This window comes from Nocardia brasiliensis (assembly GCF_042691675.1).
GTDB lineage: Bacteria > Actinomycetota > Actinomycetes > Mycobacteriales > Mycobacteriaceae > Nocardia > Nocardia brasiliensis_D.
In genome coordinates, this window is sequence record NZ_CP170507.1 from 1,603,511 (window position 1) to 1,617,085 (window position 13,575).

Consider the following 13,575-nt stretch of genomic DNA (forward strand, 5'->3'; position numbering starts at 1 on the left):
GGGTCAGCGCTCTGGGGCCAGCCAGACGGCGCTGTTGGGGGCCATCGCGATGGTCGCGGAGGCGGGACGACCGTGCCACGGTTCGTCAGTGGCCTTGACAGCGCCGAGGTTTCCGATGCCCGAGCCGCCGTACTCGGCGGCGTCGGTGTTCAAGATTTCCGTCCACTGTCCGGCGAAGGGCAGGCCGACTCGGTACTCGCCGTGCACTGCGCCGGAGAAGTTGTACACGCACGCGACGACGGATCCGTCCGAGCCGTAGCGCAGGAACGCCAGCACATTGTTCGCCTGGTCGTTGGCTTCGATCCAGGAGTAGCCGCCGGGGGTGGTGTCCTGGCTCCACAGCGCGGGATGGGCGCGGTAGACGGCGTTGAGGTCGCGGACGACCGCCGTAATCCCTTGGTGGAGTGGGTTGTCCAGCTCCTGCCAGTCCAGTCCCCGGTCGTGTGACCACTCCCGGAACTGGCCGAAGTCCTGGCCCATGAACAGCAGTTGCTTGCCGGGATGCCCCCACATGTAGGCCAGCAGTGCCCGCACGCCACCGGCTTTGGCGAAGTCGTCGCCGGGCATCCTGGTCCACAGCGTGCCCTTGCCGTGCACCACCTCGTCGTGGCTGATCGGCAGCACGAAGTTCTCGCTCCAGGCGTACATCGCCGAGAAGGTGATCTCGTTGTGGTGCCAGGACCGGTGGATCGGGTCGCGCTGCAGGAAGCCGAGGGTGTCGTGCATCCAGCCCATGTTCCATTTCATGGTGAAGCCGAGACCGCCGACATCGGTGCCGCGGGTGACGCCGGGCCAACTGGTCGACTCCTCGGCGATGGTCACCACGCCGGGGTGGTGGCGGTGCACGGTGTTGTTCAGGTCCTGCAGGAAGTCGACGGCCTCCAGGTTTTCCCGGCCGCCGTGCACGTTCGGCTCCCAACCCCCTTCGGGGCGTGAGTAATCCAGGTACAGCATGGACGCGACCGCGTCGACGCGCAGGCCGTCGATGTGGAATTCCTCGATCCAGTAGCGCGCGTTGGCCACCAGGAAGTTGCGCACCTCGTGTCGCCCGAAGTCGAAAACGTAGGTGCCCCAGTCGAGTTGCTCGCCGCGGCGCGGGTCGGCGTGCTCGTAGAGCGGGGTGCCGTCGAAGCGGGCCAGCGCCCATTCGTCGCGCGGGAAGTGCGCGGGCACCCAGTCGAGCAGCACGCCGATGCCTGCCTGGTGCAGTCGATCGACGAAGGCGCGGAAGTCGTCCGGGGAACCGAAGCGTGCGGTGGGCGCGTAGTACGAGGTGACCTGGTAGCCCCACGAACCGCCGAAGGGATGCTCGGCGATGGGCAGCAGTTCGATGTGGGTGTATCCGGTGTCCCGCACGTAATCGGCCAGCTGGTCGGCCAATTCGCGATAACCGAGGCCGGGCCGCCAGGAGCCGAGATGGACTTCGTAGACGCTCATCGGCGCCTTGGTCGGGTCGGTCTTTGCCCGAGTATCGAGCCACGCCTTGTCGTCCCACCGATAGCTGCTCTCGGTGACCACCGACGCCGTCGCGGGTGGCAACTCGGTCGCGAATGCCATCGGGTCGGCGTGGTCGACCGTGCGGCCGTCGGCGCCGTGCACCCGGAACTTGTACTTGGTGCCCGGTCCGACTCCGGGGACGAACACCTCCCACACTCCGGACGACCCGAGCGCCCGCATCGGCGCGGTATTGCCCGCCCATCCGTCGAAGTCGCCGAACACGGTGACCCCGCGGGCATTCGGCGCCCACACCGCGAACGATGTGCCGGTCACCTCGCCGTCGAGGGTGGTGTAGCGGCGGGGGTGTGCGCCGAGCACTTCCCATAGGCGTTCGTGGCGACCCTCGCCGATCAAGTGCAGGTCCAGCTCGCCGACCGTCGGCAGAAAGCGGTAGCCGTCGGCGGAGAGGATGGTCTGACCGCCGGAGTAGGTGGTCACGATGCGATAGTCCATGAGGTCGGGGTAGGGCAGCACTGCGGCGAAAACGCCGTGCCCCAACGATTTCAGCGGATGATCCACCGAACCGACCCGTGCCGCTACCGATTCCGCGAGCGGACGCAGCACACTGACCTGCGTGCCGTCCGGATGGGGATGGGCGCCGAGCACGGTGTGTGGATCGGCGTGCGTGCCCGCGGCCAGCAGCATCAGATCTCTGCGGCGCATCACAGCGTGCTCCGGTACGCGAGTTCGGTGCGCGCCTGCTGGGATACCGGGGGCAAGGTGAGGATGTGCGCGACCGAACGCGCCGGGTCCAATCGCACGTAATTCGTTTGGGCCCAGTGATATTCCTCGCCGCTGACCTCGTCGTACACCACCGGGTGGTCGTGCCATTCGCGGCCGATGGCGGGCAGGTCGAGCGAGACCATGCCCCACTCGGCGGCGAACGGGTTCAGGTTCACCACCACCAGCACCGCGTCGCCGCTGATCGGATCGATCTTCGAATAGGCGATCAGCGCATCGTTGTCGACATGGTGAAAGTGGATGCAGCGCAACTGTTGTAGCGCGGGGTGCGCGCGGCGGATCTCGTTGAGCCGGGTGATCCACGGCTCCAAGGATTCGCCGCGGGCCAGCGCCTCGGCGAACGGGCGCGGGCGCAACTCGTACTTCTCCGAATCCAGGTATTCCTCACTGCCCGGCCGCACCGCCTGATGCTCGAACAGCTCGAATCCGGAGTACACGCCCCAGCTCGGCGCGAGGGTCGCGGCGAGTACCGCGCGGATGGCGAACATGCCAGGCCCGCCGTGCTGCAGGCTCTCGTGCAGGATGTCGGGGGTGTTGACGAACAGGTTGGGTCTGGCCTCGTCGGCCTTGGCGGCCAGCTCGTTGCCGAACTCGGTGAGCTCCCACTTCGCGATGCGCCAGGTGAAGTACGTGTACGACTGGCTGAAGCCGCGGCGCGCGAGCCCGTACAGCCGGGCCGGGCGGGTGAACGCCTCGGAAAGGAAGATCACGTCCGGATCGGTGCGCCGCACCGTGTCGATCAGCCACTCCCAGAAGTCGGCGGGCTTGGTGTGTGGGTTGTCCACCCGGAAGATCTTCACGCCCAACGCGATCCAATGCCGAACCACGCGCAGCACCTCGGCGTAGAGGCCATCGGGGTCGTTGTCGAAGTTGACCGGGTAGATGTCCTGGTACTTCTTCGGCGGGTTCTCGGCGAAGGCGATGGTGCCGTCGGGCAGGGTGGTGAACCACTCCGGGTGGGCGGCAACCCACGGGTGGTCGGGAGCACACTGGAGGGCCAGATCCAGCGCTACCTCTAGGCCGAGTTGTGCTGCGGTGTCGACGAATTCGGCGAAGTCGGACTCGGTGCCCAGCAGCGGATGCACGGCGTCGTGCCCGCCGTCCTTCGAGCCGATGGCCCACGGCGATCCGACATCGCCCGGCTCGGCGACGAGTGCGTTGTTGCGGCCCTTGCGATTCACCTCACCGACCGGATGGATCGGCGGCAGATAGACCACGTCGAAACCCATGCCCGCGATGCGCGGCAATTCCTTCGCGGCGGTGGCGAAGGTCCCGTGCACCGGTTTGCCCGCCGCGTCACGTCCGCCGGTGGAGCGCGGGAAGAACTCATACCACGAGCCGTACAGTGCCCGTTGGCGTTCTACCTGCACGGTGTGCTGCGGGCCGCGGGTCACCATGTCGCGCAACGGTGTCGCCCGCAGGATCTCGGCGATCTCCTCGGCGAAGGCCGGGGCCACTCGTGCGGGTAGCTGCTCGTCACTGCGCAGTGCGGCGGCCGCGGCGCCTAACCGTTCGAACTGCTTCTTCGGCACGGCCTGCGCGGCCCGGTCGAACAGCCGGGCTCCGATCTCCAGATCGTTGGCCAGATCGGCGGCGGTCTGCCCGACCGCGAGCTTCGCCTCCACCGCGGACCGCCAGGTCGCGATCGGATCGCTCCAGCCCTCGATGCGGTAGGTCCAGGCGCCGGGCAGGTTCGGCGTGAAGATGGCGTTGAACACGTCCGGCTCGGGATCGGGCGACATCCGGATGCGGATCGGTCGTGCGGAGTTCGGCCCGCGGACGGTCAGCGTCGCGGCGACGGCATCGTGGCCCTCCCGCCACACCACCGTGCGCACCGGGAACACCTCCCCGACGACGGCCTTGGCAGGCCGACCGCCTGCGATGGACGGGGCAGTGTCATCGATTGCGATGCGGCCGGTCACGGGTCCAACCTACCGTCAGCGGCCGGGAAGCACGGGATCAGCGCCGCGGCCGGAGGGAATCGCCCCGGCGTCCGGTCAGCGTGCGTCGGCCGCGAGGCCCAGGCCCGATGCGACGAGGATCGCGCCGAGCGCGCGTTCCACCCGCTGCCGGATACCGGTGCGGCGCAGCCAGTCGCCCGCGCGGTCGGCGGCGAGCACGATGCCGACACACCAGGCGGTGTCGATCACCAGTTGGATCAGCGCCAGGATCACCACGGTCGGCAGCACCGGGCCGGTGGACGGCAGGACTGCGGCAGGATCGTCAGGCCGAATACCGCGGCCTTCGGGTTCGCGGCGATCGAGATCAGGGAGGCTCGGAACGCGGAGCCCGGGGTCCGTCCGGCGGGCAGCAGCGCGGTCATCGGACCGCCGAATTCGTCGTCGCCGCGAGCGCCGCGCCAGGCCTGCACGCCGAGCCAGATCAGCACCAGGGCGCCGACGATATGCACCGCGGTGTTCATGAACTCGTTGGCGACCAGCAGGACCGACAGTCCCGCGCCACCCGCGAGCGTCCAGCCGAGGACGCCGATCTCGTTCCCCGCGACCGCCGCGAGACCCGCCGCCCGGCCGTCGCGCACCGAGCGCTGCGGGAACAGGGCGGTGGCCGGTCCGGGCAGTGCGGCCAGGATCAGGCAGGCCAACAGGAATCAGCCGATGCTGCCACGCCGATTGGCGAGCCCGCCAGGGGAATTGGGAGATTGCCGCGATCTCGAGCGCACTTGACGGAGCCGCGCACACTTTCCCGCATGCCGAACCTCGGGCGATTCCGGATGCTGGGAAACCGAGTTCTTGCGGCTTCACCCTGGGGCGGTGCGGCAGGCTTCCAGCAGGCGGCGCAGCGCTGCGGTGGTGTCGGCCAGCGCGTCCGGGTCGGTCGAGGTGGCCAACCACAGCGCCGCCTCGTTCATCGCGCCGGACAGCAGATGGGTCAGCGGGGCGACCGGCTGGGTGGCGAGCACACCCGCCTCGATCAGTGCGGTCAGGGCCTCGTCGAGGTGGCGGGCCGACTGGGCCGCGTCCATCGCCCGCCACTCGTGCCAGCCGAGGACCGCGGGCCCGTCGATCAGCATGATCCGCTGGATCTCCGGGTCTGTGCAGGTCGTCAGGAAAGCCTCGCAGCCCGCAACCAGTTGCTCCCACCGATCCTCGACCGCGTCGGCGGCCGCGGCCACCCGCTCGCCGACCTCGATCTGCACCTGCTCCAGCACCGCCGCGAACAGTTCCGCCTTGCTGTCGAAGTTGTGGTACAGCGCCCCCTTGGTCACCCCGGCCGCCGTGACGATCTCCGACAATCCCACCGCGCCATAGCCTTTCGCGGCGAACAGGCGCCTGCTCTCGCGCAGCAGAGCGCGCCTGGTCGCCACGCGTTGCTCGGTGCGGATCTTGCTCGGCATCGATCACCTCACTGTTGACATACCGGCGGTACGCGAACTAGCTTAGCTCACATACCAACGGTATGTGAAAGGTGAGAACATGAAACTGAGCAGCTTCTACCCGGTCATCGGCACCACCCGGATCGCGGAATCGCGCGACTTCTACACCAAGTGGCTGGGTTTCGAGATCACCTTCGAGACGGACTGGTACGTCAGCCTGCGCCGTCCGGGTGAGGTCGCCTACGAGCTCGCGCTGCTCGACTACACCCACCCGACCGTGCCCGAGGCGTACCGCAAGCCGGTCCAGGGTCTGCTGCTGAACTTCGAGGTGGCCGATGTGGATGCCGAGTGGGAACGGCTGGTCGTCAACGGCGGGCTGGCGGCCCAGTTGGCGCTGCGCACAGAAGACTTCGGTCAGCGTCACTTCATCGTCGCCGACCCGAGTGGTGTGCTGATCGACATGATCACCGAGGTCCCACCGGCGGGCGAGTACGTCGAGCAGTTCAGCCCCGAGTACACCGCCGAGAAGTTCACCGCCCAGTGACCACGAACGCGACCCCGGCGAAAAGCCGGGGCCGCGTTGCCGATTCGGTCATGAACGCTGCCGATCAGGCGGCTGGGACCTTATCCAGGAAGCCGTAAACCTTTGCGATGCGGCCATTTTCGACCACAGCGACATCGAAACCGATGATCGGTGCTTCCGCACCCTCGGGGCCGAGCGACCAGGTGAAGCGGACCTGGTTGTGGTGTGCGTCGATCGGCCCGGCGGGCCGGAACACCCACCCGGGGAACTTGGCCTGGGCGGCGGCGATGCCACCGTCGATCTCCGCGTGTCCGGTCACCGCCATCAACGGGTCGACGTAGGTCGCCTGCTCGGTGAAGATCGCGGCCACGGCGGCCTTGCGCGCGGCCGGATCGGTAGCATTCCACGCCTCCAGATACTTGGCGACGACCGTCTCCATGCTGATCTCCGGCGCGGCGGTCTGTGAGCTACCCGAGGGCGGCGCCTGCCCCGGATCCCCGGTCGCACACCCGGTACCCATCCCCAGCGCCACGATCGCGGCTGCCGCGACGACAACTACCCGACCCGGCGAACGGCGGCTGACTCGACTCATCATGTGTCCTTCGTCTTGCTCGATGCTTGTACTTGCTGACGAGAACGACGCTATTGCCGCAGGACGCCGCCCGAATCTGTCATCTATAGGTACTTCCGGCAGCCGATTACCGATGGTCGGCGCACCCGACCGCCGCGGGGGTAGGTCACCCCGGTACGCAGAGCCGAGCTCGCGGCCGGTCCGATCGAGTGCGCGTGATCGGGTGACGATCGCGTCGAGTCGTGCCGACAGGTGTGAGCCGTACCGCCGAGGCGGCTGGTTCCCCGGGTGTTCGGTAGGGTTCGGCTGGTGAAGGCATTGCGTCGATTCACCGTCCGTGCCCATCTGCCCGAGCGGCTGGCGGCTCTCGGGGAGCTCGCTACGAATCTGCGGTGGTCCTGGCATCCGCCGACGCAGGATCTGTTTGCCGAGATGGATCCGCAGCGGTGGCTGGAGATGGGGCACGATCCGGTACGGATGCTCGGCGAGGTGCCCGCGGCGCGGGTGGATGAGCTGGCGGCGGACCCGGAGTATGTGTCTCGGGTCGATGCCGCTGCGGCCGACCTGCGGGACTATCTGGCGGCGCCGAGCTGGTTCGAGCGCAGGGCAGGGGAAGAGGGCGTGCGCGGAATCGCGTACTTCTCCATGGAGTTCGGTGTCACCGAGGTGCTGCCGAACTATTCGGGTGGGCTCGGCATCCTGGCGGGTGACCATCTGAAGGCCGCCTCCGATCTGGGGTTGCCGCTGATCGGTGTCGGATTGCTGTACCGCTCCGGCTATTTCCGGCAGACGCTGTCGGCGGACGGTTGGCAGACCGAGCACTACCCGGACCTGGACCCGCAGGGCTTGCCGCTGCGGCTGCTCACCTCCGACAACGGTGGACCGGACTCGGAGACCGCGCCGGTGCTCATCCACGTGGCGATGCCCGACCAGCGCGTGCTGCGCGCCCGCGTGTGGATCGCGCAGGTGGGCCGGGTTCCGTTGCTGCTGCTGGATTCCGATATCGCCGAGAATGATCCCGAGCTGCGCGCGGTGACCGACCGCCTCTACGGCGGCGACCAAGAGCACCGGATCCGGCAGGAGATCCTGGCGGGCATCGGCGGCGTGCGCGCGGTGCGCGCCTACACCAACGCGGCCGGACTACCCGACCCCGATGTCTTCCACATGAACGAAGGCCACGCCGGGTTCCTCGGCGTCGAACGTATCCGCGAATTCGTCTCTGCCGGAAATGATTTCGACACCGCACTGGCCGCGGTGCGGGCGGGCACGGTGTTCACCACGCACACTCCCGTCCCCGCCGGTATCGATCGGTTCCCGATGCCGATGGTGCGCCGCTACTTCGGCGGCGCGCACGGCGAATCCGAATCCGCCATGCTCCCTGGGCTTTCCGTCGATCGGATCGTCGCACTGGGGCGCGAGGCCGACCCTTCGGTGTTCAACATGGCGCACATGGGATTGCGACTTGCCCAGCGCGCCAACGGTGTATCGAAACTGCACGGCGAAGTGAGCCGGGAGATGTTCGCCGCGCTCTGGCCGGGCTTCGACGCGGCCGAGGTGCCGATCGGCTCGGTGACCAACGGTGTGCACGCCCCGACCTGGGCCGCCCGCGAGTGGTTCGACAAGGCGCGCGAGCACATCGGCGCCGAGCTGGTCGAGGAGGCGCGTGGCTGGGAGCGACTGCGCGATGTCGACCTCGGCGAATTGTGGTCCACCCGGAACACGTTGCGCGCCATCCTGGTTGCCGAGGTGCGCCGCCGGGTCCGCGCGTCCTGGCTGGACCGTGGTGCGGCGGAAGCCGAATTGGGTTGGGTGGACAGCGTTTTCGACCCGGATGTGCTGACCGTCGGCTTCGCCCGCCGGGTGCCGACCTACAAGCGGCTCACCCTGATGCTGCGCGACCCGCAACGGTTGCGCGCCAGGCTGCTCGACCCCGAGCGACCGATGCAGTTGGTGGTCGCGGGCAAGAGCCATCCCGCCGACGACGGCGGCAAGGCGCTCATCCAGCAGGTGGTCCGCTTCGCCGACGACCCGGAGTTGCGCCACCGCATCGTCTTCCTGCCCGACTACGACATGTCGATGGCCCGGTACCTGTACTGGGGCTGCGACGTCTGGCTGAACAATCCGCTGCGCCCGCTGGAGGCGTGCGGCACCTCCGGGATGAAGTCCGCGCTCAACGGCGGTCTCAACCTGTCCATCCGGGACGGCTGGTGGGACGAGATGTTCGACGGCGAGAACGGCTGGGCTATCCCGACCGCCGACGGCGTCCGCGACGAACACCGCCGCGACGACCTCGAAGCCGCGGCGCTCTACGACCTGTTCGAACGCACCGTCGCGCCCCGCTTCTACGACCGCGACGCGTCGGGGATGCCGGTGCGCTGGGTCGAGATGGTCCGCCACACCCTGCAGACTCTCGGCCCGCAGGTGCTGGCCTCCCGGATGGTCCGCGACTACGCCGTCGAGTACTACGCGCCCGCCGCCAAGGCGTATCAGCGGGCGACCGCCGACGAGTTCGCCGTCGCCCGCTCGATCGCCGACTACCGGCGCCGCGTCGAGGCGGCATGGCCGTCGGTGAAGGTGATCCAGGTGGACAGCGCGGGCCTGCCGGACACGCCGATCATCGGGGCGAGGTTGTCGCTGTCCGCGCGCATCGACCTCGGCGGATTGCCGGTGTCCGATGTCGTCGTGCAGGCGGTACTCGGCCGGGTATCGCCGTCCGACGACCTTTCCGACGTCAGCACCGTCCCGATGACGCACACCGGATCCGATTCCGGCGTCGAGCTTTTCACCGTGGACACACCGGTCCCGCTGTCCGGTGCCGTCGGCTACACCGTGCGGGTGCTCCCGCACAACGAGTTGCTCGCCTGCGACGCGGAGCTCGGATTGGTCGCCGCACCCAACGCTTGACGGGTCCCCGGCCATGCGTGGGTTCGACGACGTCAATCGTCCCGCGGCCGCCGGTAGGTGGTCGCACCAGCGCTTTCGGTCCGGCCACGGTCCGAGCGGTTATCGGTGGCCGAATTCTCCGCTCGAGTGAATCGTCGGCTACCGTGCCTGGGCACGCCCGTACCATTCCCCGACTGGAGACCGCCCATGGCCACCGCCGTACCGACCGAGCCCCGAGGTCGCATCGACGCGTTCTTCGGCATCAGCGCGACTGGTTCCACCATGAAACGCGAACTGATGGCGGGCACGGTGACATTCCTGGCCATGTCCTATGTGCTCGCCGTGAACCCGTCGGTGCTCGGCGACGAGGGGGCGCTCGGCGACAAGGGCATTCCCATGCAGGCCGTGTTCACCGCGACCGCCGTCGCGGCGGTGTTCGGCACGCTCGTCATGGGGCTGTGGGCGAAGTACCCGATCGCGCTCGCGCCCGGCATGGGCCTCAATGCGTTCTTCGCCTACTCCGTCGTGCTCGGTATGGGCATTCCGTGGCAGGTCGCCCTGTCCGGCACCTTGCTGTCCGGGATCATCTTCTTCGTCCTCGCGGTCACCAAGGTGCGCGAGCGCATCCTCAACGCGATTCCGATGCAGATGAAGCTGGCCGTCGGCGCGGGCATCGGGTTGTTCGTGGCGTTCCTCGGCTTGAAGAACGCGGGCATCGTGGTGAACAGCGAGGCCACCCTCGTCACGCTCGGCGACTTCACCAAGGGCACCACCCTGCTCGCGTTGTTCGGGCTGGTGGTGACCGTGGTCTTCCTCGTCATCGGCTGGCACGGCGCCGTGCTGTACGGCATCGTGCTCACCGCGCTCGTCGGCATCGTCAGCGGGCTCGTCGCCCTGCCCGACGGTGTCGTCGCCGCGCCGAAGGGGTTGGAGCACACCTTCGGTCAGGCGATCATCCACCTGCCCGACGCGTTCACCGGGCAGATGGCCGTTGTCGTCCTCACCATGCTCTTCGTCGACTTCTTCGACGCCTCCGGCACCCTGATCGGTGTCGCCAACCAGGCCAACCTGCTCGACAAGGACGGCAAACTGCCACGCGCCGCGAGCGCGCTGGCCGCGGATTCGGTCGGCACCATGGCGGGCGCCGTCATCGGCACCTCCACGACCACCGCCTACGTCGAATCCACCGCGGGCGTGTCCGCGGGCGGGCGGACCGGCTTGACCGCCGTCGCCACCGCGGGCTGGTTCCTCATCGCCATGTTCTGTTACCCGATCTTCGCGGTCGTCGCGGGATCTGGGGAAGTGACCGCACCCGCATTGATCGTGGTAGGCGTGTTGATGGCGCGTGCACTGGGCGAGATCGACTGGAATCGGCTTGAATACTCAGTGCCCGCATTCATCACCATTGTGATGATGCCGCTGACCTACTCGATCGCTAACGGTCTGGCCATGGGAATGCTGTTCTACCCGGTAGTCATGGTCGCCAAAGGCCGGATCAAGGACGTTCACCCGGCAATGTGGGCCCTGCTGGTGGTCTTCCTCGGGTACTTCTTCTTCCTCGCGGAGTGAACCCGCCCGAGGGCGACAACGTATAGCAGGAATAAGAACGGGCCCTGGGAAGTTGGGAAGCTCGTGTGATAATCGGACCGCAGTCCGCTTCATCGCCGAGGCTTATGGGCCATCAATTGGAAACCGAATTGCAGGGATGAGGACCAGCATGACCACGAAATCCGTACTGGAACGAGCGACAACCAACACTCAACTGGATGGTGTATCCACCGATATCGGGCTACTGATCATCCGTGTCGTTTTCGGCGGACTGCTCGCCGTGCACGGCGCCCAGAAGCTGTTCGGCTGGTTCAGCGGCCCCGGCCTGGATGCCAACGCGGCTGGGTTCGACAGCATGGGTTACAACCCCGGCAAACTGTTCGGCACCCTGGCTGGTCTGTGCGAGTTCGGCGGCGGTCTACTCCTTGCGCTCGGCCTGCTGACGCCGCTCGCGAGCGCCATCGTGCTGGGCACCATGATCAACGCCGTCAACGCCCTGTGGGGTCTGGGACTGTTCGGCCAGGACACTTACGAGATGCCGTTGCTGTTCGCCGCGGTCGGCGCGGCCATCGCCTTCACCGGACCGGGCAAGTTCTCGCTGGACCACGGCCGTCCGTGGCAGCGCCATGGTTTCGTCTGGGGTGCGGGCGCGGTGGTCCTCGCGGTCGTCGCGGCAGTGCTCACCCTGATCCTGAAGTGGACGTTGTAAGAGCGGAACCGGTCTCGTGCAGGTGACCTAGGTTGTCCCGCGGGTCTCGCCGCCATTCGGGGGCGGGACCCGCGTGGCTGTCACCAGACGTACAAGGCCCACCTGACCTGCGGGGTAAGCCCACAAGAGTAATTGCGATGCGCGGGGTTTCGCCCGATCTCCTCGGCTGCCGCGAACCAGCAGTCCTTCTCGGTGGGATACGTACCGACGAACCTGCTACCCGGCGGCTGATTCGGAGGTTGATTCGCGTGAGCTGTCGCGCTGAGGCCGAAGATCATCGTGGCCGCAAGCCCGACCACGGCCGCAGTAGATTTCGCTTCCATATTCCCTCCCGATGAAGCGACGATTGCTTTTGATCGTACATCGACAGCACCGGGCGGGTAGCAGAAAGCGCGCGAAGTCCGTTGCGGCACAATCAGATGCCCGTGTCGGCGGTGTTTGTTGATGGCGGTGCACTGCTGAAGAAGGCGCGTCGTTTTCCTGGCAAGTGTGCGCCAACGAGGTTGGCGATCGCAGTGATGTCACAGTCCGGGCCGCTGTGTCGTCACCTCCTTGTTGTTCGAAGAATCGAGACGCAAGGAGGACGGGGATGGGCATCGAGATCAGCAATCCGGCGGAGCTGCACGACCCGACCGGGTTCGGGTACAGCCATGTGGCGCGGGTCAGTGGCGAGCTGGTGATTGTGGCGGGGCAGTACGACTCCGATGCTGAGGGGCATACGACCAGTGCGGATTTCGGGGTGCAGGTCGATAATGCGTTCGTGAATCTTGGGATTGCGCTGCGGTCGGCGGGGGTGGATTTTGCTGATGTGGCGCAGTTGCGGACCTTCATCGTTGGGCATGATCTCGACAAGCTCGCGATTGTCGGCAAGAAGATCGGCGAGATCTGGGGTGGGCGGCCGCCGGTTCAGACGTTGACGGGGGTGGCCGCGCTGGCGTTGCCGGGGATGCTGTTCGAGGTGGACGCGGTCGCCGTGCGCGGCTGAGCGCGGATTTCGGCTACCTGGCTGGAGCCGTCCGGTTGGATGGATCTCGTTTGGTGTGGAACCAGGGGGAGATCTTGTGCGTCTTATCCTGTGTCGGGGTGTTTGGGCCGAAGTCAGGAGAGATATGCGAACCGCCTTTGTGTCGCCGAGGGGTGCAGCGCGGATGGTGCTGGCCGGGATGGTGGTGGCCGGGCTGGTCGCGGGGTGCTCGTCGGGGGGTGAGGGTCCGAAGACGGAGGGGCCGAGTGGGAAGACGACCGACGGTGAGTCCACCGTGCAGTACAACCCGTGTTCGGAATTGTCTGATGAGGCGTTGCGCGCGACCCGGGTTGATCCCGCATCGAAGTCGACCGATACCGATGCTCCGTCAGGTCCGGTCACGTGGCGTATGTGTACGTGGAAGTCGACTGATGGTCCGTACTTCGTGACAGTGGGTTCGAGCACTCACACTATGGACGAAGCACGAAAGAACGAAACAGTCACAGGTTTCCGCGATACGAAGGTCGGGGCGCGGTCCGGGCTGATCTATGAGGACAAGAACGACGAAGATAAACTGCGGTGCTACGTGAGCATGCCCTCGTCGCTCGGCATGTTCGTTGTGATCGTTGGCTGGCGCTATAGCGAACGGGCTTCTCTTCCGCAGGCGCCACCGTGCGACCTGGCTGTTCGGCATGCAACCCAGCTGGAGTCATACCTGCCCAAGTGACCTGGTTGTCGGCAGTCATTGCCGGTGATCAGCGGATGGGTGCTGGGCGGCAGTGCGATTGGTAGTTACGGAGGACAG

General features: G+C 67.0%; 12 protein-coding genes. 6 read left to right on the forward strand and 6 right to left on the reverse strand.

Annotated features, from left to right (window positions below; genetic code table 11):
• Positions 1-3 precede the first annotated feature (3 nt).
• From glgB to ACFK0J_RS07425, 5 genes are all read right to left on the reverse strand, one after another.
• Positions 4-2,160: a 1,4-alpha-glucan branching protein GlgB gene (gene glgB / locus ACFK0J_RS07405; RefSeq protein ID WP_378742697.1), complete on the reverse strand. Its 2,157-nt coding sequence runs from the start codon at positions 2,158-2,160 to the stop codon at positions 4-6.
• Positions 2,160-4,160 carry a maltotransferase domain-containing protein gene (locus ACFK0J_RS07410; RefSeq protein ID WP_378737748.1) on the reverse strand — a complete coding sequence of 667 codons (2,001 nt, stop codon included), beginning with the start codon at positions 4,158-4,160 and terminating at the stop codon, positions 2,160-2,162. Before ACFK0J_RS07410 ends, glgB begins: the two co-directional genes overlap by 1 nt.
• A 75-nt stretch (positions 4,161-4,235) precedes the next feature.
• Positions 4,236-4,427 (reverse strand): hypothetical protein, encoded by a 192-nt coding sequence (locus ACFK0J_RS07415; protein ID WP_378737750.1) that lies wholly within the window; start codon positions 4,425-4,427, stop codon positions 4,236-4,238.
• The gene (locus tag ACFK0J_RS07420) at positions 4,409-4,840 is read right to left on the reverse strand and encodes a LysE family translocator (protein ID WP_378737752.1); all 432 of its coding nucleotides are present in this window, start codon (positions 4,838-4,840) and stop codon (positions 4,409-4,411) included. The genes ACFK0J_RS07415 and ACFK0J_RS07420 overlap by 19 nt, the downstream gene beginning before the upstream one ends.
• A 156-nt stretch (positions 4,841-4,996) precedes the next feature.
• Complete coding sequence (locus tag ACFK0J_RS07425; protein ID WP_378737754.1) at positions 4,997-5,593, reverse strand: TetR/AcrR family transcriptional regulator; 597 nt, start codon at positions 5,591-5,593, stop codon at positions 4,997-4,999.
• 79 nt (positions 5,594-5,672) lie between these two features.
• Between ACFK0J_RS07425 and ACFK0J_RS07430 the strand changes: the two genes are divergently transcribed.
• Entirely contained in the window at positions 5,673-6,116 is a 444-nt protein-coding gene (locus ACFK0J_RS07430) for a VOC family protein (protein ID WP_378737756.1), read from the forward strand.
• Positions 6,117-6,180: 64 nt separating this feature from the next.
• On the opposite strand, the gene ACFK0J_RS07435 is transcribed toward ACFK0J_RS07430, so the two are convergent.
• Positions 6,181-6,687 (reverse strand): nuclear transport factor 2 family protein, encoded by a 507-nt coding sequence (locus ACFK0J_RS07435; RefSeq protein ID WP_378737758.1) that lies wholly within the window; start codon positions 6,685-6,687, stop codon positions 6,181-6,183.
• Positions 6,688-6,975: 288 nt separating this feature from the next.
• Here ACFK0J_RS07435 and glgP point away from each other — a divergent pair, with 288 nt between their 5' ends.
• The 5 genes from glgP (at position 6,976) to ACFK0J_RS07460 (ending at position 13,497) form a co-directional block, all read left to right on the forward strand.
• Positions 6,976-9,570, forward strand: coding sequence for an alpha-glucan family phosphorylase (gene glgP, locus ACFK0J_RS07440; protein WP_378737760.1), 2,595 nt, complete (start codon positions 6,976-6,978; stop codon positions 9,568-9,570).
• Between the two features lie 186 nt (positions 9,571-9,756).
• Positions 9,757-11,118 (forward strand): NCS2 family permease, encoded by a 1,362-nt coding sequence (locus ACFK0J_RS07445; RefSeq protein WP_378737762.1) that lies wholly within the window; start codon positions 9,757-9,759, stop codon positions 11,116-11,118.
• Positions 11,119-11,266: 148 nt separating this feature from the next.
• Positions 11,267-11,806: a DoxX family protein gene (locus tag ACFK0J_RS07450; RefSeq protein WP_378737764.1), complete on the forward strand. Its 540-nt coding sequence runs from the start codon at positions 11,267-11,269 to the stop codon at positions 11,804-11,806.
• Positions 11,807-12,395: 589 nt separating this feature from the next.
• Entirely contained in the window at positions 12,396-12,791 is a 396-nt protein-coding gene (locus tag ACFK0J_RS07455) for a RidA family protein (protein WP_378737766.1), read from the forward strand.
• Between the two features lie 178 nt (positions 12,792-12,969).
• Positions 12,970-13,497: a DUF3558 domain-containing protein gene (locus ACFK0J_RS07460; RefSeq protein ID WP_378742699.1), complete on the forward strand. Its 528-nt coding sequence runs from the start codon at positions 12,970-12,972 to the stop codon at positions 13,495-13,497.
• Positions 13,498-13,575: the final 78 nt, after the last annotated feature.

Excerpts from the sequence above, each read along its gene's own strand:
- ACFK0J_RS07430 (WP_378737756.1), top strand. The coding sequence starts at position 5,673 with ATGAAACTGAGCAGCTTCTACCCGGTCATCGGCACCACCCGGATCGCG.
- ACFK0J_RS07460 (WP_378742699.1), top strand. The coding sequence starts at position 12,970 with ATGGTGGTGGCCGGGCTGGTCGCGGGGTGCTCGTCGGGGGGTGAGGGT.
- ACFK0J_RS07455 (WP_378737766.1), top strand. The coding sequence starts at position 12,396 with ATGGGCATCGAGATCAGCAATCCGGCGGAGCTGCACGACCCGACCGGG.
- ACFK0J_RS07450 (WP_378737764.1), top strand. The coding sequence starts at position 11,267 with ATGACCACGAAATCCGTACTGGAACGAGCGACAACCAACACTCAACTG.
- ACFK0J_RS07425 (WP_378737754.1), bottom strand. The coding sequence starts at position 5,593 with ATGCCGAGCAAGATCCGCACCGAGCAACGCGTGGCGACCAGGCGCGCT.
- glgB (WP_378742697.1), bottom strand. The coding sequence starts at position 2,160 with ATGCGCCGCAGAGATCTGATGCTGCTGGCCGCGGGCACGCACGCCGAT.
- ACFK0J_RS07445 (WP_378737762.1), top strand. The coding sequence starts at position 9,757 with ATGGCCACCGCCGTACCGACCGAGCCCCGAGGTCGCATCGACGCGTTC.
- ACFK0J_RS07435 (WP_378737758.1), bottom strand. The coding sequence starts at position 6,687 with ATGAGTCGAGTCAGCCGCCGTTCGCCGGGTCGGGTAGTTGTCGTCGCG.